The organism is Nonomuraea sp. NPDC049129, from assembly GCF_040648495.1.
Classification (GTDB): Bacteria; Actinomycetota; Actinomycetes; order Streptosporangiales; family Streptosporangiaceae; genus Nonomuraea.
On record NZ_JBEZDU010000008.1, the window covers coordinates 438,656 to 460,074 of the forward strand.

The 21,419-nt window shown below is 64.4% G+C and carries 17 protein-coding genes and 1 pseudogene; 2 read left to right on the plus strand and 16 right to left on the minus strand.

Features of this window, described 5'->3' with window-relative positions; all coding sequences use genetic code 11:
* Positions 1–120: 120 nt before the first annotated feature.
* The 3 genes and pseudogenes from AB0B64_RS27685 to AB0B64_RS27695 all read right to left on the minus strand — a co-directional run.
* Positions 121–447 (minus strand): transposase, encoded by a 327-nt coding sequence (locus tag AB0B64_RS27685; RefSeq protein ID WP_358180696.1) that lies wholly within the window; start codon positions 445–447, stop codon positions 121–123.
* Positions 448–463: 16 nt separating this feature from the next.
* Positions 464–2,566 (minus strand): ISAzo13 family transposase, encoded by a 2,103-nt coding sequence (locus AB0B64_RS27690; RefSeq protein WP_358180632.1) that lies wholly within the window; start codon positions 2,564–2,566, stop codon positions 464–466.
* A gap of 76 nt (positions 2,567–2,642) precedes the next feature.
* Positions 2,643–2,973: pseudogene (locus tag AB0B64_RS27695) on the minus strand (transposase); the annotation flags it as partial.
* A 573-nt stretch (positions 2,974–3,546) separates the two neighbouring features.
* Between AB0B64_RS27695 and AB0B64_RS27700 the strand changes: the two are divergent.
* On the plus strand, positions 3,547–5,454 hold the full coding sequence (locus tag AB0B64_RS27700) for an AAA family ATPase (RefSeq protein ID WP_358180635.1): 1,908 nt from the start codon (positions 3,547–3,549) through the stop codon (positions 5,452–5,454).
* Between the two features lie 1,531 nt (positions 5,455–6,985).
* Here the strand turns inward: AB0B64_RS27700 and AB0B64_RS27705 are convergent.
* Together AB0B64_RS27705 and AB0B64_RS27710 are read right to left on the minus strand one after the other, a co-directional pair.
* Positions 6,986–9,019, minus strand: a complete 2,034-nt coding sequence (locus AB0B64_RS27705; protein WP_358180638.1) for a hypothetical protein — start codon at positions 9,017–9,019, stop codon at positions 6,986–6,988.
* Between the two features lie 478 nt (positions 9,020–9,497).
* Positions 9,498–10,424 carry a hypothetical protein gene (locus tag AB0B64_RS27710; RefSeq protein ID WP_358180641.1) on the minus strand — a complete coding sequence of 309 codons (927 nt, stop codon included), beginning with the start codon at positions 10,422–10,424 and terminating at the stop codon, positions 9,498–9,500.
* 641 nt (positions 10,425–11,065) lie between these two features.
* Here AB0B64_RS27710 and AB0B64_RS27715 point away from each other — a divergent pair.
* Positions 11,066–11,845 (plus strand): hypothetical protein, encoded by a 780-nt coding sequence (locus AB0B64_RS27715; protein ID WP_358180643.1) that lies wholly within the window; start codon positions 11,066–11,068, stop codon positions 11,843–11,845.
* Between the two features lie 137 nt (positions 11,846–11,982).
* On the opposite strand, the gene AB0B64_RS27720 is transcribed toward AB0B64_RS27715, so the two are convergent.
* The 11 genes from AB0B64_RS27720 to AB0B64_RS27770 form a co-directional block, all read right to left on the minus strand.
* Positions 11,983–13,359, minus strand: coding sequence for a tyrosine-type recombinase/integrase (locus AB0B64_RS27720; RefSeq protein WP_358180646.1), 1,377 nt, complete (start codon positions 13,357–13,359; stop codon positions 11,983–11,985).
* Entirely contained in the window at positions 13,359–13,556 is a 198-nt protein-coding gene (locus AB0B64_RS27725; protein WP_358180649.1) for a helix-turn-helix domain-containing protein, read from the minus strand. The genes AB0B64_RS27720 and AB0B64_RS27725 overlap by 1 nt, the downstream gene beginning before the upstream one ends.
* A gap of 13 nt (positions 13,557–13,569) precedes the next feature.
* Entirely contained in the window at positions 13,570–15,132 is a 1,563-nt protein-coding gene (locus tag AB0B64_RS27730) for a YfjI family protein (protein WP_358180651.1), read from the minus strand.
* On the minus strand, positions 15,129–16,025 hold the full coding sequence (locus AB0B64_RS27735) for a bifunctional DNA primase/polymerase (protein ID WP_358180654.1): 897 nt from the start codon (positions 16,023–16,025) through the stop codon (positions 15,129–15,131). Before AB0B64_RS27735 ends, AB0B64_RS27730 begins: the two co-directional genes overlap by 4 nt.
* Before the next feature lie 41 nt (positions 16,026–16,066).
* Complete coding sequence (locus tag AB0B64_RS27740; protein WP_358180657.1) at positions 16,067–16,237, minus strand: hypothetical protein; 171 nt, start codon at positions 16,235–16,237, stop codon at positions 16,067–16,069.
* A 188-nt stretch (positions 16,238–16,425) separates the two neighbouring features.
* On the minus strand, positions 16,426–18,678 hold the full coding sequence (locus AB0B64_RS27745) for a cell division protein FtsK (RefSeq protein WP_358180659.1): 2,253 nt from the start codon (positions 18,676–18,678) through the stop codon (positions 16,426–16,428).
* The gene (locus AB0B64_RS27750) at positions 18,675–19,079 is read right to left on the minus strand and encodes a hypothetical protein (protein ID WP_358180662.1); all 405 of its coding nucleotides are present in this window, start codon (positions 19,077–19,079) and stop codon (positions 18,675–18,677) included. The genes AB0B64_RS27745 and AB0B64_RS27750 overlap by 4 nt, the downstream gene beginning before the upstream one ends.
* Entirely contained in the window at positions 19,079–20,062 is a 984-nt protein-coding gene (locus AB0B64_RS27755) for a DUF2637 domain-containing protein (protein WP_358180665.1), read from the minus strand. The genes AB0B64_RS27750 and AB0B64_RS27755 overlap by 1 nt, the downstream gene beginning before the upstream one ends.
* 187 nt (positions 20,063–20,249) lie before the next feature.
* A complete protein-coding gene (locus AB0B64_RS27760; RefSeq protein ID WP_358180668.1) occupies positions 20,250–20,627 on the minus strand; it encodes an RRQRL motif-containing zinc-binding protein in 378 nt (125 codons plus the stop codon).
* Complete coding sequence (locus tag AB0B64_RS27765) at positions 20,628–20,957, minus strand: WhiB family transcriptional regulator (protein ID WP_358180671.1); 330 nt, start codon at positions 20,955–20,957, stop codon at positions 20,628–20,630. It abuts the gene before it with no gap.
* Positions 20,958–20,980: 23 nt separating this feature from the next.
* The gene (locus tag AB0B64_RS27770) at positions 20,981–21,148 is read right to left on the minus strand and encodes a hypothetical protein (protein ID WP_271279008.1); all 168 of its coding nucleotides are present in this window, start codon (positions 21,146–21,148) and stop codon (positions 20,981–20,983) included.
* Positions 21,149–21,419 lie beyond the last annotated feature (271 nt).

A 21,419-nucleotide genomic window follows, 5' to 3' on the forward strand; every position in this document is an offset into this window, starting at 1 on the left:
CCCTTCACGGCCAATACGCGGCTAAGTTTTCAGGCCAGCCACGCCTGGAGGTGTCCCATCGTCTTGCGCAGTAGTGGCTAGGTGGGCCCCAGAGGGAGGAGTGAGCGCGACAGGACGGTGTCACTCACAGTCGGACTGACTTCCCCGGTGGTCTCGCTGACGGGCACGAGTTGCGCACCGGATGCGGGCGTTGACTGATTCGATGGCGTTGGTCGAGCAGATCACCCGGCGGATCTCGGTGTCGAAGTTGAGGAAGGGCACGAACTCGGCCCAGGAGTCCTCCCACAACTTCACGATCGCCTGATACTTGCCGCCCCAGACTCCGGCGAACTCGTAGAACCGATCGAGCGCGGCCGCCTCGGTCGGGGCGGTATAAATCGGCTTGAGGGTCTTGGCGATGGCGTCCCAATGCTGGTGGGCGGCATACCGGAACGATGCGCGCAGCAGGTGAAGCCGTAAAGAATCAACACGGCGGTTCGGTCGGTGTTGTGGGCTCGCTGCCTGATTCGACGGAGGCGATCATGTCGATGGCGGTCCGGAATCGGGTACTTGCGGGTTCGATGGTGATGTCGGCTTCCTTGAGAAGCGGCACGACTTCTGCGATGGCGTTGCTGATGGTGCCGCGGCTGAGGTCGAATGCCTCGGCGAGGACTTCGCGGGTGCAGAGTGTGCGCAGGTAGAGCACGGTGGCCAGGATGCGCTCGGGATCGGTGAGCTTCTGCTTGAACACTCCTCGACGAGTTCCCGGGGTGCGGTCACCGCCGCGCTGGCGGTGGCGGCGACGCTCGACCGCGGCTGCGTGTGGCAGCGCCAGACGCTCGGTGAGCTGGTGGAGCTGCTGGCGGCTCATCCCGGTGAGCTTCGGATCGGACAATGCCTCGGGCAGCGGCGACCTGCCGACGGTGATCCCGTGCTCGAGATAGTTGTGCAGGTCGGTGGCGGTGGCGAAGGCCAGGCTGGTGGTGGCGAGCACGATGTGCTTCTGGTCCAGGAGTTTCCGGGTCTCCCTCACGGCCTGGCCGATGGTGACGGGGTTAGTCGCCAGGAGCTCGCAGAGCGCTTTCTGGGAGCAGACCTGCCGCAGATAGACCACGGTGATCAGGACTCTGTCGGCGTCGCTGAACAGCCGGCGCCCGTGGTCACCTTGTGCTTTGCGGCGCCGTCCGCCGCGCTGCTGGTAGAGGCGTTCTTCGGTCCGGGCGGCTTGAGCGGAGGCGAGTCGGGCGGCGAGTGCGTCGAGTTCAGTGCGGCTCATCCCGGTCAGTCTCGGATCGGCCAGCAGCGCCAGCGCATCAGCCCGGGCCTGTGTCCCGGCCTTGCCCACCAGAAGGATGCCGGGCTCACCGGTCGTCGCTCGGATAGTGTAGTTCCACTCGCCGTGGTGGGCGTGTCGCTCGATCGGCAGCGCCTCGACCTGCGCTTTGGTGACCGCCACGCCGGTCGGGTAGCTGCCGGTGTCCAGCTCCGCCTGGACCGTCAGCCCGGTCCGGGTGCGAGTCGCGGCGATCGTGTTCACGACGACCTCGTGGCTGGTCAGCGGCCGACCGCGCCAGTTCATCGTGATGTGGGAGAACAGCCGGTGCTCGATCTTGTTCCATTTGGAAGTGCCCGGCGGGAAATGGCAGACGGTGACGTCCAGGGCGGCCTCGGCGGCGAACGCGGCCATCTCCGTCTTCCAAGCACGGTACCGGTAGCCGTTGGAACCACCCGCGTCCGCGGTGATCAGCAGCCGGGTTGCGTCCGGGTAGTCGCTGCAGCCGCGGGCCTGCCACCAGCGGCGGATCGACGCGGCGGCGAACGCCGAAGTGTCGTGGTCGACACCGACATTCACCCAGCCGGCGTCTGCGGCCAGGTCGTAGATCCCGTACGGAATCGCATGTTGAATGTCCGGGCCAGTGAAAAAGAAGCTGTGGTCCTCCACCTCGACGGGCTCGTCCTTGGGCCGCCACTGCGTCCCCGCCATCGGCAGCCGGCCGAGATACTCCTTCTTCTTGGTATCCACACTGACCACCGGTTCCCCGGCCGCCAGGTGCTCTTTGACCTGCTCGTTGATATAGCGGAACTGGGCATCCCGGTCCGGATGCTGCTTGCCCTCCAATGTCTTGGCATTCCCCTGGAGACTGAACCCACTGGCCCGCAGCAGCCTGCCGACCGTCGGCGCCGAGACCTGATGCCCCTGCCGAGTCAGCTCCTCGGCCAGGTTCCGCAGTGACTTGGTGGTCCACCGCAGCGGCGACATCGGATCACCCCGCTCATCAGGCTCCACCAACGCCAATAACGCGCTCACCAGCTCGGGGTCCAGCTGACCAGCCTGTTTACGACCGCCTCCCGGCCGCCGCACCCGCCCATCGGGGAACGGGTCCTCACCGCCTTCCAGCTCGAACACGCCCTTGCGGACCGTGGACTCGCTGACCCCAGCGATCTCGGCGACAGCCCGCACCCCGCCATGGCCCAGCAGCCGCGCCTCGGCAGCCAGCAGCAACCGCCGCTGACGCTCGTTCAAATGAGGCAGCAACACCTCGAACCTCAAGCCCACCTGCTCGCGGACCTCGCTCGGAACGGCCATACCACCGCATCAAACCATCAATCCGGAAGCATCGTGTTATTTCTTTACGGCTTCGGTGCACCACGCACGTCTGTACGACGACTTGCGGCAACCCCTTCAGGCCGTCGCAGACCATCAACAACACATCACCAACAGCCGCGGTTCTTGATCTCAATCAGCACGTGCAGCCAGAACTTGACGTCCTCACCGCCGTCGCTGGCCCATAGCCCGAGGATGTCGCGCTCGCCGTCGACGGTGACCACTATCGCCACGTAGACCGGCCGGTTGGCCACCTGGCCGTTCCGCAGTTTCACGTGGATAGCGTCGATGAACAGGACCGGGTAGATCGGATCGAGCGGCCGGTTCTGCCACTCGGCCATCCCGTCCAGCACCTTGTCAGTGATGGTGGAGATGGTCTGCATGGACACCTCCACGCTGGTCGCAGGGCTGCAGGGTTAGCGTCGTGGACGTCGCCCCGCTGGCGGTGAGGCACAGGTTCTTGCCGGTGGCGCTGTGCAGCGTCTGAGGTGGCGGGGTCGTGGGCACAGTGTCGGGCGGGGTCGGTGACGTGCTTGTCGTCTCCGTCGGTGGTGCAGGTGCGCACCCGCACGGCCGCTCTGGGGCCGTGCGGGCGGCGGTCAGGCAGTAGGGGCCGGCCAGTCGGACGCTGCCGTCGGCGCCGTGCACCCATGCCTGCTTCCAGCTGCGGGTACAGGTGGCGGGCCAGTGCGTCGGTCTCGGGGAGGCCGCCGACGGCCTCCAGGCAGCGACTGCTTTCGTCGCCCTCTTCGCCCGTCTCGGCAGCGTCGATCCCCCTGGTGCGCTGGCTGGCACGGTGGCGGCAGCGACGGCGATGCCGGCCCCGGCCACGATGATCCGTGGACGCTCAGTCATGAGCTGTTGCCTTCGAGAGTGTTGTGTAGTTCAGCCTTCCGGCGTGTCGAGCAAAGCTTGAGCGTTCGACTGCATAGGCGTTCTACGATGTTGCATCTGAGGTTCGAGTGGCTATCGCCGATATCAAAGGCGATCGCAAAACTTCTCCCTCTCCTCCCCACGATCGGAGTTCACAGCGCGTGTTGCTTACTGGCTTCTCCGTCAAGGGGTTCCGCTCCCTGCTGCGGCTGGACAGCATTCCCGTTAGCAAGCCGACGATCCTGGCAGGCCCCAACGACGGTGGAAAGAGCGCGATCCTCGCGGCCCTGAGCTACCTGGTCGGCCGATGCCCCCTGGAAGATGACGACCGCACCTACTTGTCGTCGGCGGACTGCCTGTCGCGATGCGAGTCGACCGAGGTCGAAGGCGTGTTCACGCTCGACGAGTGGGAGCAGGAGAGATTCGGACTCGGAGCCACCATTCGACTGCGGCGCTCGGCGGGCGCAGACCTCGTGTCGCGCCTGGAATGCTGGCTGCCGGTTCCGCTTGACGAGCGCCTGCGCGATCTGTCCTCGTACAAGGTGCCTGAACTCAGAGCATTGGCTAAGGAGCTCGGCCTGCCCCCGTCCGGAACCAAGAAGGCGGAGATCGAGCAGGCCCTGCGCGAGTACGCGGCCCTCCATTCCGGCCCTGAAGGATGGGTGCAGGCTCCTCCAGACTTGGAATCCCGCATGCCCACCGTGCTGCCTTTCGATGGACGATCTTCTGAGCCCAACGAGGCGGTGCGCTCGGTACTGCAGAGCTGCTTTCAGACTCACCTGTCCGACGAAACTCTGCAGGGGCAGCTAAACGAGATCCAGACCCAGGTCAAAGAGAGCCTGCGGGCAGACGCCAAATCGTTGTGTGACCACATCCTGAGCCGGTGCCCCGACCTCAAGGAGGTCTTCGTCGAGCCTGAGGTCTCCTTCTCTCAGGGGCTGAAAGCCGCTCCGCTGCGCATTGCTCGCGCTTTCGGGGAGCATGTGGGTCTGGAGCGCTCGGGACAGGGCAGCGCCCGGCGGATCTCGCTGGCGATCTGGGAGTGGACAAGCGAGTTTCTCCAGGCCGAGCAGGACCTCGCCGCCGAGACCACGGATGCGACGGAAGGGCCTGTCCCCTCGCGACCTCAGATGATCATTGTTTATGACGAGCCCGACACGCACCTCGACTACGGCTATCAGCGCAAGATCATGCAGTTGATCAGAGAGCAGAGCGCACTCACTCACGTTGGCGTTATGGTGGCCACGCACTCCATGAACCTGATCGACGGCGTCGACATCGCCGATGTGGTCAACCTCAAGCTGGACGACGGGGGCCGAACTGTCATGGAACGGCTCGGCACCGACGAGCACGGCGCCATAGACCGGCATCTGCAGCACCTGGCAGCATCTCTGGGACTAAGGAACTCGGTATTGCTGCACGAGCGCGTCTTCCTCGCCGTCGAAGGCCCATCAGAGCAGCAGGCCATCCCGGTGTTGTTCCGTCTGTCAGAGGGGCTCGCACTACAAGCGGCTGGCATCGCCTTGTGGGCGTGCAACAACAACGAAGGCGCCCTGCACCTGGCCAGCTATCTGGTCGAGCATCAGCGATCGGTCATGCTAATGATCGACGCTGACAGCAGAAATCTGGCGATCTTCAAGCCGGACCGGCTCCGGGGGCGTTTCGGGCAGGCCCACGACAACATTGTCAAGCTTCTCGGCGAGCCACAGAAGCTGAACGAGTTTGAAGAACTCTTCGACGATGAGGTGTGGGCGGAGGCCGCCAACACTATCTGGCCCAGAACATCAGGGCAGTGGTATGCCGAAGACTTCAAAGCCCTCCGTGGGAACGGCAAGTTCAGCAGGGACGTTCAAGATCTACTTCAACGAGAAAGCGAGGCGGGTCCCGGCGGCAAGCCGGAGATGATGTACCGACTGGCCTCGTCGCTTACTCGCCCCGAGCAGGTACCCACCCAGCTCAGAGAGGTATTCGCAGAGCTCACGCGACAAGCGGAGTAGCGCGGGCATCAGGGTCCTGACGGCGAGCACGCCGATCTCGGCGCTCTCGCATGCGCTCCTTGCGCTGATCGGACGTGGGTTCCGCCCAGCGGTGCCAGCCGACAGGTGGCTTCCACCGCTGAGCATGATCGCGTTCATCCACGCCACACCAACGGCAGCCATTGGGCGAAGGCAAGGACTGATGATCGAGGTCTGGAACGTCGCGGGACATCGCACCTCCCCTTCTCAACCAGATTATTCCTGGTACTACTGACATTTCCCTGACCTGCTGCCCACATGCAGAGAAGGGACGTGGCGCTGCAGCCCGCTACCGCAAACGGGTGTCGTTCCATTGTGAGCCCGGCGGATGTGGCTGGCGATGACGGGAGAGCCGTCGGTCCAGCGGCCGTGGCGGCGATCGCTGACAGCGGGACCTCCTGCTATGAAGGCAGAGGCGGCGCCGCCCGCGCGCAAGCTCGTGGCCAGTGTAGGTGCCGAAGCGGCAAAGCCCAGCCAACGTGGCGGCGTTCTTGACGATGAGGTTGATGTTCTGAGATCGGCGCTGAACTGGCCGGTTTGTCGGTGGCGGGCTCTACGCTCGCCGCTATGAGCCCCTATGCGGAGACCGTCCGGGTGGAAGTAGATGTCGAGGGCTGTGGCACTGTCGGCCTGCTGGACGGGGACGGCGACGACGTGGGCGACGTGGAGCAGTCCGTCGCTCTCGTCACGGTACGGAAGGCCATGGCCGAACTGTTGGTCTACGGCTTCTCACGGCCAATACGCGGCCAAGCTCCAGAGCATGGTGGCGTTCAAGTCTGTCTCCGAACTACCCCTGGGGGTTGTGCACCTACGGACCTTGGCTAGGTTGACCCGCCTGCTGCGACCTGGCCCGCGACTACGAGCGCAATCCCGCCATCTCTAAGGCGATCACCCAGGGCCGTCAGCCTCGGCATGGTTGGCCTCCTCACCCGAAGAGGGCCCACCCAACGACAGCCTCGCTACATCTGCGACTGAATCTCACGCCGTGACAAACCGGGGCGATCTGGTCATGACCGCTCTGCCACCCGGCTGGCGGCGGCGCGGGTCGAGAATCAGCGGGAAGGACGGCCCCTTGAGCAGCTTGGGGATCCCCAGGTCGATATCACCGGCCTAAGCCGCCAGGATCTGCGGCCGCGAGCCGTTTCGTTCGTTGACTCGCAAGTTGGTGCGTTCGCAGCGGGCGGCGCCGTTCACGTTGCTCGCCTAGGCGTCGATGAGCTCCTGCAGCACGATCCGGAGCGACTCGCGGAATCAGATCAACGGCGTCGCTGGTGCGCAGTACCTCCTACAGTTCGGATACGGCATACTCCAACACGGCCATCGGCGGGAACCCCTTCAGTGAGGACTTGGCGATACACACCGAAGATCTCGCCGATAGCTCCTACATCTCGGCAGCCACGCCGGCGCCCCAAAGCCCACCGCTCCGCGGGACACTCACTCTGCTACGACAGTGGCAAGAGCCGTGGGAATTACTCCAACGATTGTAGCTGTCGGCACTGAACCACGCAGAGCTCTATTCAGCCACCGGCTTCAAAACGTAGTCTTCAACTGCGTACAAGTAATGAGGAAGGCCGGTGAGCATTCGTCTCAAAGTTGCCAGATCCTCAGACGTCGCGAAGATAATCTGGCAATCCTTAGCGTCCGTAGACGCCCGTTCGAGCAGAGCCCTGAACGAGACTTGTTTTGCGCTCTGCTGTCTTGGTTCATCCAAAACTAGGAGACCAACATGGTTGCTCTCCATTTTCTTGGAAACCTCTAACAAGCCCAAGAGGTATGCCCAAATCACCCTAATTGAGTCTGAGGCTGAGATGTCGGCCTGCAAGTCAAAATCGTCACGCCTAGGAAGATAGTCTATGTCAGAGATGCGCAGTCGCTCATCAGAGAATGACCCAAAATCATAAGCATGAAGTTGCTGAACGAAGGAACTCTCCAATCGGTTCAATTTTTCGCGATCGGCGGCAGACAGCCTGTCTGTAGGCAGGTCTTGGAGGGCGGCACGGATCAGCCTGCCATTAGCGGCGACTCGGTCTAGAGTTCCAATCAATTCCAGGAATCTTTCGTTCAATGAACGTAGCCGATCGATGCGCGCACGAAGCTGAACCTGGCGGGTTATCAGTTCGATAGATGGAGTGCCGCTAGGTGTGTTAAGGGTTGCGCGTAGAGCCCTGACAAGGGAGTTGAGTTCTGAAGCCCTGGAACGCATGGCTGCCCACCGCTCCTCCTTGGCGGTCAGTGTCCTCTCGGTGTCCCGCGCCATCACTTCGAAAAGTTCGATTTGCTGCTTTATATAGGAAACAGTGTCTTCTGGGCTCAGAGTGCGGATCGGCGATGGGGCGCCGATAAGTGAGGCTGGAAGTTCTTGGTGACAGACAGGACAGTCGCCATGGAGTCGATCTATATCAGTTGAACCGAGACGTTGTAGGGTGACGATATCTTGATGCTGTCGAAGGTCTTCCCTCAATGCGTCTAAGCGCTTTTGCAGCGCGTGGTACTCGTTGCGATCGCGCAGAATATCATCCCTAAGATACTCGCCTGCTTCGCGCACGCCGTCAATCTCACGAAGGGCAGTCGTAAGGCGTTCTTCGGTCCCGAATTCTATATCGGCTACACGGGGTACTACTGCATCCTCCAACTCTCGATGCTCGGCCTCGAGTTGCAACAACAAGTCGCTCATAGAAATCCACTCTGTTTCTCGCCCTTCGGCCAGGAACGGAGCATCATTTGGGGGCCAAGCAATCGTGAGTGTTTCGGGCAAACGCGCAGTTATGAGTCCGCTGCCTCGGATGATTTCCTTGAACGACCGAACAGCCGAGCGCCACTCGTCCTGAAGTTCTTTTTCCTGCGCGCGTAAGCGCAGACGCTCGGCCTCGATCTTGCCAACCTCTAGATCCAAAAGAAACTCAATGGAACGTCGCCGTACATCGGTTATGCCTGAGAAGTAGGGCATCTGGGCTTGGATGCCGCCCCACCCGCGTCTTTGCTCTACGAATAAAAGTGGAAATACTTGCTCCATGTACAGCCGGGACATACGGCCATCAGCTCCCGGCAACGCCGGCAAATCCCATCCGATAAATTGCGCAAGCCAGTGATGGAAGCCCCTCGGGTTCGCTGCAGCTCCTGCGCGACCCACGTACAGGTCATATCCATTGTAGTTTCCGGGGGAAGATATAGCTGGACCTTCAACAACTCTCATCAAACTCGAGTTGTATTCATCGTGCTTGATCCAGCGTGTTATAGTCGCGATCCTCCGATTCTGGCCCTCAATCTCGACGCTTACCCATGATGACAACACAGGTGTCTCTTGTTTTGTAGTGGCGTCGTAAATAAGCCTATCGCGCATGGCGGATGTCACCGCGTTTGTTGGTCGCGCAGTGATCATGCGTTCAAGGCCGAGTGCAAACAATAAGCTTTGTACAGCCGTGGACTTGCCACGCGAATTATCTGCCCACAGGACCATGAGCCCATCATGCAGAGCAATATCTGCGCCGAATCTACCACGACCTGTTTCAGCGCGCAGCTGGAGATGACGAAAGCGGAGTCTGCTCATATCGCGCGCCATTCGTATATTCGGTCAGAGTCTTTTCTAGTGAGCTTCCCAGGGATCAGGGATAGCATCTCACGCTCTTTCGCGAAAGCATCTGTAGAGGTGATCGACTGCACTAGCCTCTTGCCATTTGGGGTCAGCTTGAAGGTACGCGCAGCTTTCTGTTCAAGGAATCCGTGGCCTACTGCTAAATCGAGGGCGCGATCTAACGCAGGTTCGAAACGAACTACCGGCCGATCTGGGAGATCACGGCCACTCAACAGGGCAATCATGAGCGCGATGTGATTCCGATCTCGAATCGCCCAACTTAGAAGCTGTAGAACCTTCCAGCTCGCGCCGGATCCGTGACATTTAGCAACTAAAAGGAGGACCAGTGGCACACGGCGTTCTGGTCGCAGCGCAGGAGGGACAGGGTCAGGCTGCCTCGTGAAGTGATAAGGAATGTTCAGAAGGTCCTCTATGTCTGAGGGCTGGGAGGCGTTCACGATGCCGCCCGGAAGTCAAGGGGGCAACGCATCAGCCAGTCCCCTACCTGTCCCATCGCAACCCTTTGAGCGTCAGGCTCACGTAGGCCGGCTACATTTGCCTCCAGTTCTGCCTGATATGTCTTCACAAGCACTAGGATTCGCGACTTAGGGTCGTCTGGACTCAGCTCGCTCTCAAGCTCCAAATATTCCTCACGCAGCTGGCGTCGACGCTCTATCGCTTCCCAGGTGTCTGGCCATTCGCGTAAGGCGGCCATGACTTCCTCTTTCTGTAGGAAAGCATGGATGAAGCGGTCGCGCAGGGCGTCTAGGTTGGCATTAGGGTTGCGACTCCTGATGGACGCCAACTTGCCCTCGATTACGGTGACCAGTTGGGGTTTCTCCACCTGAAACGGCACGACTTCGGCGATATCAATTGAAGGTGGTGGGATCGAAGCCTTGGCCGCCCCGTCCTTCAGCGCAGCCCGCAGTTCGGCCGGGTAGTCTTGGAGAGTTTTGATATGAATGGCGAAATTATCGCTGATAAAGCTGAGGCCATAGCCGCGCACTGCTGCTGCTCGATCATGGGCGTATGAGATGAGATCGGCAGCATGATACTCGGGAACCATGAGAAAATAGTGTTGAATGATCAACCCATTGAGAACTCCTTCGAGTCGAGTGGCGTACTTCTTTAGTTTCACGGTGTCATCATACAACTTACCTTTCTGCTTGTCTGTTCGATGGCGAAGAGTCAAGGAATCTCGATCTGCATAACACTGGTACGCAATGCCGTCCGTAGAGTATCCTTCGATTCCGCAGTCGCCTCCCATTTCCGCCGGAATGTAGGCAAGCTTCTCCGGTGGATAGCGACGGCGAAGGATATTCCAGCATGTTTGCTCAAATGCGCTGCCAGGGTCCATTGCGGGCTGACGATCGAGATCCATGCGGTCCTTTTCCTCGGTATGATTAAGGGCTCGATTGTATATACGTGTGTAGATGGTATTCGTTACGGCCCGCAATCGGTAGTTGCTTGGTGGCCTCATGGGCTACCGGTCGGCCTTAGAGCTGTGGCGAAAGTCAGTTCGAATTTTCTGATTGCGCGCGTGGGTATGTCCGCATAGCCCGCCCGCTCCTTAAGTTGGGGCTCCTGCGACCTCGTAACGCTCCACTTGCCGTCTGAAGGATCGTTACGCGGAGTGTTCCATCAGGTACAGGAACATGCCGCAGAAGCAGCCAATCACGTTCGCCAGGCTCTCCTGCGAGTCCTCGAGCGTGTGGATCTTCAACGTGGTCCGTCGGTGGGCCCTACGGGATATCCGGACGGAGACCCTTGCGGTGGAGCCGTGCTGCGGCATTTGCGACTCCTACGGAAGGCTGCCAGATGTTGACGCACCCGGAACTGGATGCGGTTGGCGGTGCGCTTACCGGCGCTTGTTACAGAAGTGCATCAATGAGTGCGTGACTCTCCTCGCCAGATCGAATGCCAGGTCGGGGTCCCCCCATACGCCAGCTTGCGCTGGTATGACGGTGGGTGACGAGCAAAATAGAAGGCGACTGACGGAAGTTGGGCGTACGGTTACATGTCGTGACTCAGGGAAACCTCGACTTCCTCGCGCCCCTCTTCGAAATCGGCGAGTCGCTGACGGACAAGGGCAGTGAGCGGGTGGGCTTTGGCCTAGGGGAGATCGGTGCTAGCAGCTCGCTGGCGCAAGATGACGTTGGCATGGATGGGTACAACACCTCCAGCATCGTCATGCATGCAATCGGAGCCGCTCTCGATCATGCCCTGACGTTGCAACTGCTCGTTACCCGTGCTCGTGTAGTAACGAATGCTGCGCCCTGGACGCTCCTACGAGGAGTTATAGAACCAAGCTCCGTCGCTGTGTGGATTCTCGACGACTCCAATCGGAAGCACCGACAGGAACGAGCACTGCGCGTCTGGCATCATGATCTCGCTGAGCGTGGAAAATGGGAGGACGACCTTGGCTTTGTCCCCCAGTCGCCTGCCCTGAACGGACGCGCTCGGGCCGCGCAGCTCATCACGATAGCCAACAACCTTGGCCTTCGACCTCAGGCGCTGAACACGAAGTTCACGTACTCGGACGCTGTGGCATATGCGGCGGAAGCCGTCAGCATGCCGCGAGGAACCGGGAGGGCCAGATGGCGCGAAACTTCGGCGTTCGCACATGGTCGCACATGGCCCCTCCTGCGGCTGAGTGAGCCCGAGAGCGCTGAGCGTATCCGTGGCGGCTACATATTGACCCTCACATTGAGCGAGAACGATCTCAAGCCAGCCGCCGAGTTCGCCACCGCCCTGCTTGAGAGAGCACTGATGGATTACGCGGCTGCTGCAGGCGGAGAGTGAGCAGTTACTGCGGAGTGCGTAAGTGGAGCACCGCTAGCTCTGGCGCCACTGTGGTCACCAGAGGGAGGCCCTGACAGCTACGGGACTAAGCGCGGCGGCCCTGCTCCGGGGTCAGCTATGGCCTGGCACGGCTGATTTCAGGACTTGGTCGCGTTCCAGATGCGCTGCATTGCCTCGGCCTGCTGGCCGTGAACGCACTTGGCGTAGACACGTAGCAGGACGTTGACGCTGTGGCCTGCCCATTCGGCAACCTGGGGTGCGGGGACGCCTGCGTTGAGCCACGTGGATACGCATGCGTGGCGTAGGTCGTAGGGGACGACCATCAGGGGCGACCTGGCCTCCGCCGGAGTGAACGCGTCTGCGCGGGCCTCGTGGAAGACCTTCAGGTAGGCGCGATCTGTCATGAGGCCGCCCCGAGGGCCGATGAAGATGCGGTTGTCGGGGCCGCAGCCGAACTCTTGGATGTGCTCGCGGAGCATCTCGCCGAGTTCTGGGTGTATAGGTACGGCGCGGGTCTCGCCCTCCGCCCGATGCTTGAGTGCGCGGCGCTCACGTACCTTGCCGCTGTTGGTCCAGCGGCTGCCGGCGCGAGGTTCGGCGTGCGTCAGCCGCAACTCGCCCCAGCCGGTGACTGGCAGACTGACGAGATGCTCCTGTCGCAGGTCAACGACCTCTTCCGGCCGGAGGGCGGCGAAGTACATACAGCCGAAGAACGCTTTCATCCGCTGGCCTCGCGCGCCCTGCCGCTGGACGGCGGCGAGGAAGCGTCGTGCCTGCTCGACGTTGATCACCACTCTTGGGTCAACGCTGGTGAGCGTACGTGGCTTCGTCCACTTCACCGCCTTGAGAGGGTTGGAGGACAGGGCGCCGATCTCCACGGCGTACTCCATGGCGTTGTTGAGGCTCATGCGCTTGCGGTTCGCCGTGTTCGCGGCGGCGGTCCTGCCGTCCTTGGTTCGGCTGATCCGGTCGAGCATGCCGCGGGTGAGGAGGGCGCCCTTGCCTGGTTCTTCGAATGCAGTCATGGGCACTGTGTTCGTTTCCAGCCATCGCAGTGCCGTTGCGAGCTCGGCCGGCGGTTCGGCCGCGTTCCGTACGCGTTCGCTGTATGCCCAGCGGAGAGCGGCGCGTTGAGTGTCGGTGTCTGGTCCGCCGTTGTCCTTGGTCAGTAGGGCTTCTGTGGCGTCGGTGAGGGCTTCGGCGATGCCCCGGCGGTGGTTGGGCGAGGCGTATCGCCACTTGGCCTCGACGTAGGACAGCGTGAAGGTGAACCACGTGAGGACGGTTTCCTCGCGCTGCCAGGAGATGGGGCGCCCTGTTGCGACGCTGAACGCCTCACCTTGCCGGGCAGCGGTCATGAGCTGGGCGCGGAAGCTCTCGGCGTGGGCCAGGGTGCGGAAAGGCTCCTTCCACTCGCGGCCTTCCACAATCCACCGGACGGTGTGGGTGGTAACCCTGCTGCCCTTGTACGTTTTGATGGCCCAGAAGCGGACGCTGTAAGTGATCTTTCCCATCAGACGGCGTCCTCTCGTGCGTCGAGCCAGCGGTCGAGTTCGGAGCGGCGGATGCGAAGTTCGCGGTTGGCGAGGGTGATACAGCGAGGTCCCTGTTTCTTGGCGCGCCAGTCGTAGAAGGTGGAACGGGCGATCTTGAGTTCGGCGCAGACCTCGGCGACGGTGAGCTTTTCGTCGGTGCGGGTTGTTGTCTTCAAAGGGCGGTCCTTCTCAAGCGGCGTGCTGGTGGAGGCTGGGATGGACGGCGTAGGCCGGGGACGGGCGACGGCCGGGGCCGGTGCGTGACGGCTCAGGTTCGCGGCGGATCCAGCCGAGCTGTTCCAGGAGGTCGAGCGGCGTTTCTAGCTCTGCGACCTTGCGGAAGCGGTTGCGCGGCAGGGCCGTGAAGGCTTCACGGACGGTGAAGCGGATGGTGCCGGTGCGCTGCAGCCAGGCATGGACGACGCGGGCGGCTTCGAGATCTGGGTCAGCGCCCATGGCGTCGAAGGTGGCGAGCGCGTGGGCGATGAAGTATTGGCCGATGGTGATGGCGGCGTTGACGGTGTCGGCGGTGATCGGGTGGCGCCAGCCGTCTTCGACGCGGTCGGCGAGGTGGATGAGTCCGGCGATGCGCATGACCGCGCCGTCGAACTTGCCTGCCCAGTCGGTGATGTGGCCGAGGTCGCCGGAGTCCGGGCGCAGGCGGCGTTCGGTAGTACGGCGGTGTTCGGTGAAGATGGTGGCGGCTTCGGGCGCGAGGACGAGGCGGGCGGGGTCGTCCCAGTCGTGCATGTCGATGGTGAGGCGTTGCAGGTTGGCGTCGTAGCGGGCGGCGATGTGGTCCGGGACGGTGGGTGAGTCGACGTTGCGGTAGCCGACGTTGCTTTTCGGCAGGCTGTAGAGGATGCGGCCGAGCAGGCCCTTTCCGCGGAAGCCGGGCATGGTGGCGATGTCGGAGACGATCTCGGGCTGTACGGCAAGGCCCATGGTCAGGACGGCTTGGTCGACGCGTTCGCTGCGGCCTCGCCGGTCGACGATGAGCGGGTCTCCGGCGTGGCCTTTGAGGAACAGGTCCAGGTTGGGTGCGCCTGAGTAGCGGCCGGCGAGCGTGGCGAAGATGCCGCCTTCGGCGGATAGGACGGCCAGGCGGCCGCCTTGCTCGACGAGGATGGTGGAGGCGGTTTCGGGTGTGACGTCGTCGGCGATGAGTCGGGGCTTGACCGGAACCTTGATGCCTTCGACGGCCAGGGCCGCACTCTGAGCTTCAGCGATGGCCTCCGTGGCTGCCTCGCCGCGTGCAGAGCTGGCCGCGCGGGCGGCCTTCTCGGCGAGGTCCTCGGCTAGGCGGCGGGCGACTTCGGCCTCGGTGATCTGCGGGCCGACCTTGCTGAGCAGGACGCTTTCGGCGTGGAGTAGTGGGGTGGTCATGGCACGGAAGACGGCGGACTTGCGTGAGCCGGGCTGCATGGCGACCAGGACGAACAGGTTCACCGGCTCAACCCAGGAGCCACGGACGTTGACCACCGCGCGCCCGCCGGCGGCGGTGGACAGCGCGGCCAGGGCGACACAGCCCGCCAGGTCGGGGGGCGTCTGCGTCTCCTCCGCCACGGCGCTGATGTGGTCGGCGACCCAGGCCGGGAGTGCGTGGACCGGGAAGGACGGGAGTTCTCCGCGCTGGCCGAGAGGCGCGGGCGCCTCCCATGGTGCGGGTGTGTTGTGCAGGTCGGTGAGCTGCTGGGCAGCGCCGAGGCTGCTCAGGATGTTCTCGGCGGTGGGGCGTCCGTTGGCGGTCAAGCGGCTGCCCTCCTTGGACGGCGTAGGCCGCTGTCGAGCCCGGAGCGGACGGTGTTGAACGCCTCGCGGAAGTCGAGCCCGATGGCTTCGGCGGCATTGTGGAGACATGCCTCGGCGAGATTGCGCGGGAGCAGGCTGGCGGCGACGAGCTGCCCCAGAGCGAACGCGGCGAGGTTGAGGGTGTCGTTGCGGGTGCCGGGGACGGCGTCCAGGACTCGTTCGACTTCGCCGCGCAGTGCCGCCAGGGCGTATCCGGCTGCCCGGTGTCCGCCGCTGGCGGCCAATACAGCCCCCGCAGACGTGGTGGACGTAGACGGCGGGGGAGAGCTGAGGCGCTCGGTGAGCCAGGTCGGGAGCACAGGCGGAGTTTGGTCGTGCAGGACGTCGTAGGAGCCGCTGCCGTCCGGCAGGGCGACGTGGCTGCCGGGGGCGACGACGTAGCCGCCATGCGCCCGAGTGTCGATCTTCCAGCCGAGCTTGCCCGCGCTGTTGCGCAGGTCGGCATCGGCCGGTGCGGTGAAGTAGAGGTGGGTGCCGCCGCGTCGGGTGGCGACCATGAAGGTCTCCAGCGGGAGCGGCTGGCCGGCTTGTTCGCAGATCGAGGCCAGGACGTCCGCGCCGTCGTTGATGCCGGGCTTCGCCCAGTCGGCGGGCGGGCGCTCGTCGGGCTTGGGCACGTCGAGGTCGAGGACGACGAGGTTGGACGGACCGCAGGCGATGCCGATGTTGAACGGGCCGCGGGCCCACATGTGGCGGATGAGTGCGGTGTCGGTGGTGGCGTGCTGTTCCCACGCGGTGAAGCCGGGCAGCGGGCGCTTGTCGTTCGGAGTGAGCGGGAAGACGTGCCAGCCGCGGGCGACGGCGGCCAGGGCGTAGCGGGTGAGGTCGTGCATGTGGCTCTCCTGAGAGGTGATGCCGTGGGTGCTGGGCGGCATCAGTGGTTGCCGTCGCGGTGGAGGCGGCGAGCGTAGACGTAGAGCTGCCAGCCGAGGCGTGGCCGCTTGCCGGTGCCATCGCAGGCGCGGCAGGTGCGGTTCTTGCCGCCGGGGCGGCATCGGGTGCAGCGGCCCCAGGGCCACGCCAGGCAGACGATGATGTAACTCAAAGTGATGAAAGGTAGGCAGGCTGCTAGAAGGGCGATGACAGTAGTCATGAGGGCCTCCAGGGCCGTTTCCAGGGTTTCCGCAGGTCGATGTCTAGGCGCTAGAGGCCAGGTAGAACACCATTTCGGGCTCTAGGGGAGCCTCTAGACCTAGAGGGGCATGCCTCTAGGTCTAGAGGCGCTCGACGGGGCTACGAAGCCTTGCCTCTGTCACGCTGGGTGACTGCAGTGACGATGTCGTCACGGGTGATGCCGATGCGGTTGGCGCCCTTGCCGCCGCCCTCCGGCGTGCCCCACACCTGCAAGGTGCGGATGCCGTACGGCTTGAGCACGGTGGTGAGCTGGGCTGTCTTCGCGCCGCCCTCCAGTGCCGCCCACGGGCCGTAGATGTCGGGCCGCAGCTCGGCCAGGCGATCTACGATGGCCTCGTTCCACACCTTGGCCTCGGACGGTGGGACCACGGCCAGGATGTCGGCCAGCAGGTCGTAGCTCGGCACGGTCAGCTCGGCCGTCTCGCCGAGGGCGTACCCGGACAGCGTTCCTGCCGCCTTGCGCAGCGCGTAGGCGCGGTCGGCGATGAGCTGGGTTTCTGGAGTGTTGAGGTAGGCGGCCTTGACCACCTTGGGCATCGGGGTCGCGCCGACCAGGTAGCCGGTGCCCGCGTCCTTCTCCGGGACGAACACCGTGGCGCGGATGCCGTTCTTGTACGCCGAGGTGCCGAGGATCATGTCGTTTTCGAGCTGGCCGGCCACCCGCAGGCAGAACCGGATGGACACGTTCGCGGAGATGCCGGTGGGCAGGCTGTCTCTGTCCGGGCGCTGGGTGGCCAGGATCAGGACCACGCCCAGGGCGCGGCCGAGCTTGATGATGAACTCGGCGTCATCGCCTGCCTTGTCGCCGTACTCAGCGTGGGCGAACAGGTTTTGGCACTCGTCGATGATGCACACCAGCGGGTGCAGGCCCAGTGAGCGCTTGTCGGCGATGGCACGGGTGACGCGCTTGTCCGGGCACAGGTCCGCGGGCAGGGCCTTGAGCGCGGCCGAGCGGCGCATGACCTCCTTGCGCAGCAGGGCCAGGGAGCCGGCGGCGTAGGCGATGGCCTCGTCCTCGATGCCGGAGACGTAGCGGTGGCAGACCTTGTCGTATGGGTCCAGGTCGCCGGTGCCCTTGAGCTCGTGGAACCACGCCTCAACCGTGGGGTCGAGCACGATACCGGCGGCCAGCTCGCGGATGGATGAGGTCTTGCCCTGGCCGGGTTGGGAGCCGATCAGCACGTTGTGCTGGATAAGCGGCACCGTGACCAGGCGGCCGCGCGGGTCGTTGCCGAACGGGATGCCCTTGAACACGTCGTGCGAGCTGGCCTGCTTGAGCGGGGATCGCACGATGGTCTTGGACAGGTCCTTGTCCCCGACCCAGAGGATCAGCCGTCCCTCGTGGATGGAGCTGTCGCCCTCGGGCCAGATGCAGCCCAGCGGGCGGCGTAGCGCGCTGGCCATGCGGTCGCGCTTGTCCATCACGTCCGCGACGGTGACGCCGTACGGCAGATCGATGTCCGCTCGCCAGCCAGGGCCGTCGCGGGTGATCGGGGCGACGAAGCGGATGGCGTCCTTCGGGTTCTTCGACAGTGCCTGCGTGATGCCGGCGATGCCGAGCACGCTCAGCGCGCGGACGACGATGTCGCTGGTCAGCTTCTCCACCTCGGACGCCATGACGGCGCGGTTGATCAGCGGCCGGTCGGCGGGCTTGCCGACGAGGCCCAGCACGGCCAGTGCCACTGCGAGCGCTCCCCACTGGGCAGCAGACGGCTGATCGGTCACGACGATGGCCAGGATGAGCAGCGTGACCAGGATCGTTCCCGTGATCCAGAAACGCAGCCGTACGCGAGAGTCTCGTTGCCTGCTCAGTTTCAGGTACCCCTCGTAGTCGGATCTCTGTACGGCGGCCAGGCGTACTGGCTCGCCCTCAAGGTCGAAGGTCCACCGCACGATGCCGCTCACGAGGCGGACCAGGCCGCGCGGAGCCCGGACGGTGAGCCGTCCGGCATACAGCGGGGCGCGCAGGACCTGGTAGCCGGCCACATGCACGTAGTGGAGGCTCGCCCACCTGACGGTCTCGATGGCCTCGGCGCGGGAGCGCAGCCACAGCGGGATGAGCGGCTGTCGGCTGGTCGCCTTCCGCTCCAGGCTCGCCCGCCAGTCCGTACGGGCGGGACCGGGCCGGTCCACCTGGAGCACCTCGCCCTCCAAGACCGGTCCGTCCGCGTCGTCCGTCGTGGGTTTCGGTTCGGACGGGGACCGGTCGGCGTTGCGGCCGGACCGGGCGGCGTTGAGATCGACGATCTCCGCGCCCTTGTCGTCCGGCGCGGGATCGTGCGGGTGGACGGACCGGTCGGGCGTGCCGTCGTTCTCCGGGTCGTGGTTGGGGTCGTCCGGTCGCTGCGTCATGATGAATGCACCTCTGCTGCCTGGTGGTTGGCGGAGTTCTGGGGCGCGGTCGTTGTCTTGGCGGATGAGGCCGCGTCCCAGCTAGCGGTCAGGGTCGATGCGCGGTCGGACCGCGTTTCGTCCGGGCGGTCGGTGGTCGTGGGGTCGGCGGTCGGCGTGTGCGGTCCGTCCGCTTCGGTGATGTCGAGTTCGGTTCGCCAGCAGTGGGCGAGGAGCGCGTTGCGTCCGTCGGCGGGCAGGGTCAGCGCCAGCAGTTCGGCCAGCAGCATGGCGGTGATGGCCTGGTTGCGGTCGAACAGCCGTCCTGGGTAGCCGGTGACCGTCCATCCGCCGGTGAGGAGTTCGGCTACGTTCGGGCAGCCGTCCGAGGTCATGCGCGTGTCGGTGATGCTCAGGCTCATCAGGCGGCCTCGCCTTCCGGTACGGCCGTGGAGCCTTCCGCCTTGAGCCGGGCCAGGAGTGCGCCCGCGCGGTCGGTCGAGATGCTCTGGCCGCGGCTTCGGATGGCGTCGCGTAGGCGGTCACGGGTCAGGGGGTCGCCCTGTGCGATCAGGTCGGCAGCTACGTGTCGTCCCAGGGGCAAGAGGTCTCCTACGTTCGGCGGCGGTGTGGGTTGCGCTCGCTTGGGCTTGCGCGCGGGGCGCTTCGGCGGGGCCGGCGGCAGGGCAGCGCGGTGGGTTTCCGCCGCCGCCACGGCGAGTGGCGTCTCCGTGTGCTTGGGCGTGAGTTCGCCGAGGCGGTACAGGGCCCGCTCACGCCGGGTGGCCTTCCACCGCCACAGTCGGCCGTACTGGTCCTGGAGTTCGGTCTTGGCGAGGATGCGTTCGCGCTCCTGCCCGAGGGCTTCGGGATAGCTGCGGACCTCCCAGAGCACCATGCGGCGCCACAGGGAAACTGTTGCCAGCGGGGCGAGTAGCCAGCGTGAGCGGCGGATGCCGTCCATGCGGTCTGGCCTGGTCAGATCCGCGTGCTTACGTACGACGTGGGCGCCGACCTCGATGGCGAAGACCCACAGGAGCGGCAGCAGGGCGTGCGCGACGACCGCGAACCAGTCCGTCCGCCCAGAGACGTTGAGGTACGCGGCCACGTTAAGGTAGACCGTCGCGGCGGTCAGCGCCCAGGGGATGAACCGCAGCCAGCTCAGACGCATGCCGAGGCGGGCCAGGACGATGTCGAGCGCGGAGAACACCGCGATGCCCAGGTCTATGCCGAGCGGTACCGTCCAGGCGAACCACCCGAACGAGGGCTCAGCCGCGGTGGCGACGCGATCGAAGCTGTTGCCGAACCCCAGCAGTCCGAGAGCGCCCGTGGCGGCTGCGGTGGCGGATATCGCGGTGCGCTCGCCCTCGGCCAGCGGGCGCGGTGTGGTCTCGTAGATGGTCATCGTGTGTCTTTCCTTTCGGCGGTACGCGGGCGGCGTTCGCGTGTGGGGCGCCCGCTGCGACTCATGCCGCGCTTGCGGTCGGCCTCCAACCAGCCGTCACACCCGGCTTCGGGCTGGTAGTAGGTCGGGAGCTTCGCGCCGTGCACGGTGATCCCGGGGCGTCCGGACGTTTCGAGGGTGCGGCGGCTCATGCTGCTGCCTCCTCGGCACAGTCGAGGCACACGCCGAGGTGGCGCGGCAGGACGTAGCCGACGTCGGTCAGGCACTCGGAACACGTGCGGCGGGAGACACTCGCCTTCGAGAGCGTTGCGCGGGGGCTCGGAGCGCGCTTCGGCAGAGCGAACCGCACGTCGTACAGGTAGGCGGTGCGAACCCGGGGCGGGCCGGGAAGGCGCGAGCACCACAGGACCTGGGCCTGCGGTCCCTGACCGCCCGGCCGGAGCCCCTCGGCGGCGAGCTGGCGCAGCGTGCGTAGGTGCGGCGGGATCTTCTTCCTCGGGTAGGTGGGGATGCCGTACCGGTGGCCGGACGGGTCCCAGAAGCGGGTACGGGTGCGGCGTGCCATTCAGGCCACCTCCATGTCTTCCAGTGCGGTGGTGTGGGTCGTCAGCTCGGCGGGCGTACGGCCGGCCCAGATACCCGAGGTCGGGCGGGCCTGCCTCGTGTACAGCTCGCAGAGCAGCAGGGCCGGGCAGGTGGCGCAGACCTCGCGCGCCACGGCCTCGCGGGCGGCGCGCTCCTCGGTGCTCTCGATCGTGAGTCGCGGACCGGTGTGCAGCTCCGGGTCGTAGGTGCACTCCGGGAGCGGCGTCTCGGCGTTGCTTTGCCAGACGGTTTCGAGGTCGGCGAGCGACATGCGTGCCGGGTGGAGCGGGCGGTTCGGGTTGTGAGCCACTGTCGGGTCTCTTTCCTGGGTGATCAGTTGCTGGCGGTGTGGATGAACCGGGCGAGCGACTCGGAAGCGCTCATGACCAGGTGCGCTGCCGCCTTGGCCACGGTCGCCGCGCCCTCCGGGTCCTTCAGGGCGTAGAGGGCGAGGCAGATCGTGATGACGGTCGGGAGCACCTTGCGTGGACGGACGAGCATGTTGAGACCTCTCGGTTCTGACCTGCGAGCAGGTACTAAGAGATATAGAACATGTATAGCTACGTAGAGTCAAGTCGTAGGGACTGTTCGTGTCGGAGTCCCGCGGTGCTCGGCTCGCCCGCTCTTGCTGATCTAAGCCTTCCGCGCCGGGCCCTCCGGCAACACCGAACCTTTTTCATCCCCAGGCGGCAGGGGTGCTGGTCACAGCATGATCGCGAGCTTGGTGTTCGCCTGACGACGTAAGAAACCCCTGGTAGACGGGTTGATCACC

Excerpts from the sequence above, each read along its gene's own strand:
- AB0B64_RS27745 (WP_358180659.1), bottom strand. The coding sequence starts at position 18,678 with ATGACGCAGCGACCGGACGACCCCAACCACGACCCGGAGAACGACGGC.
- AB0B64_RS27770 (WP_271279008.1), bottom strand. The coding sequence starts at position 21,148 with ATGCTCGTCCGTCCACGCAAGGTGCTCCCGACCGTCATCACGATCTGC.
- AB0B64_RS27705 (WP_358180638.1), bottom strand. The coding sequence starts at position 9,019 with ATGAGCAGACTCCGCTTTCGTCATCTCCAGCTGCGCGCTGAAACAGGT.
- AB0B64_RS27690 (WP_358180632.1), bottom strand. The coding sequence starts at position 2,566 with ATGGCCGTTCCGAGCGAGGTCCGCGAGCAGGTGGGCTTGAGGTTCGAG.
- AB0B64_RS27735 (WP_358180654.1), bottom strand. The coding sequence starts at position 16,025 with ATGCACGACCTCACCCGCTACGCCCTGGCCGCCGTCGCCCGCGGCTGG.
- AB0B64_RS27755 (WP_358180665.1), bottom strand. The coding sequence starts at position 20,062 with ATGACCATCTACGAGACCACACCGCGCCCGCTGGCCGAGGGCGAGCGC.
- AB0B64_RS27760 (WP_358180668.1), bottom strand. The coding sequence starts at position 20,627 with ATGGCACGCCGCACCCGTACCCGCTTCTGGGACCCGTCCGGCCACCGG.
- AB0B64_RS27720 (WP_358180646.1), bottom strand. The coding sequence starts at position 13,359 with ATGGGAAAGATCACTTACAGCGTCCGCTTCTGGGCCATCAAAACGTAC.
- AB0B64_RS27710 (WP_358180641.1), bottom strand. The coding sequence starts at position 10,424 with ATGGATCTCGATCGTCAGCCCGCAATGGACCCTGGCAGCGCATTTGAG.
- AB0B64_RS27750 (WP_358180662.1), bottom strand. The coding sequence starts at position 19,079 with ATGAGCCTGAGCATCACCGACACGCGCATGACCTCGGACGGCTGCCCG.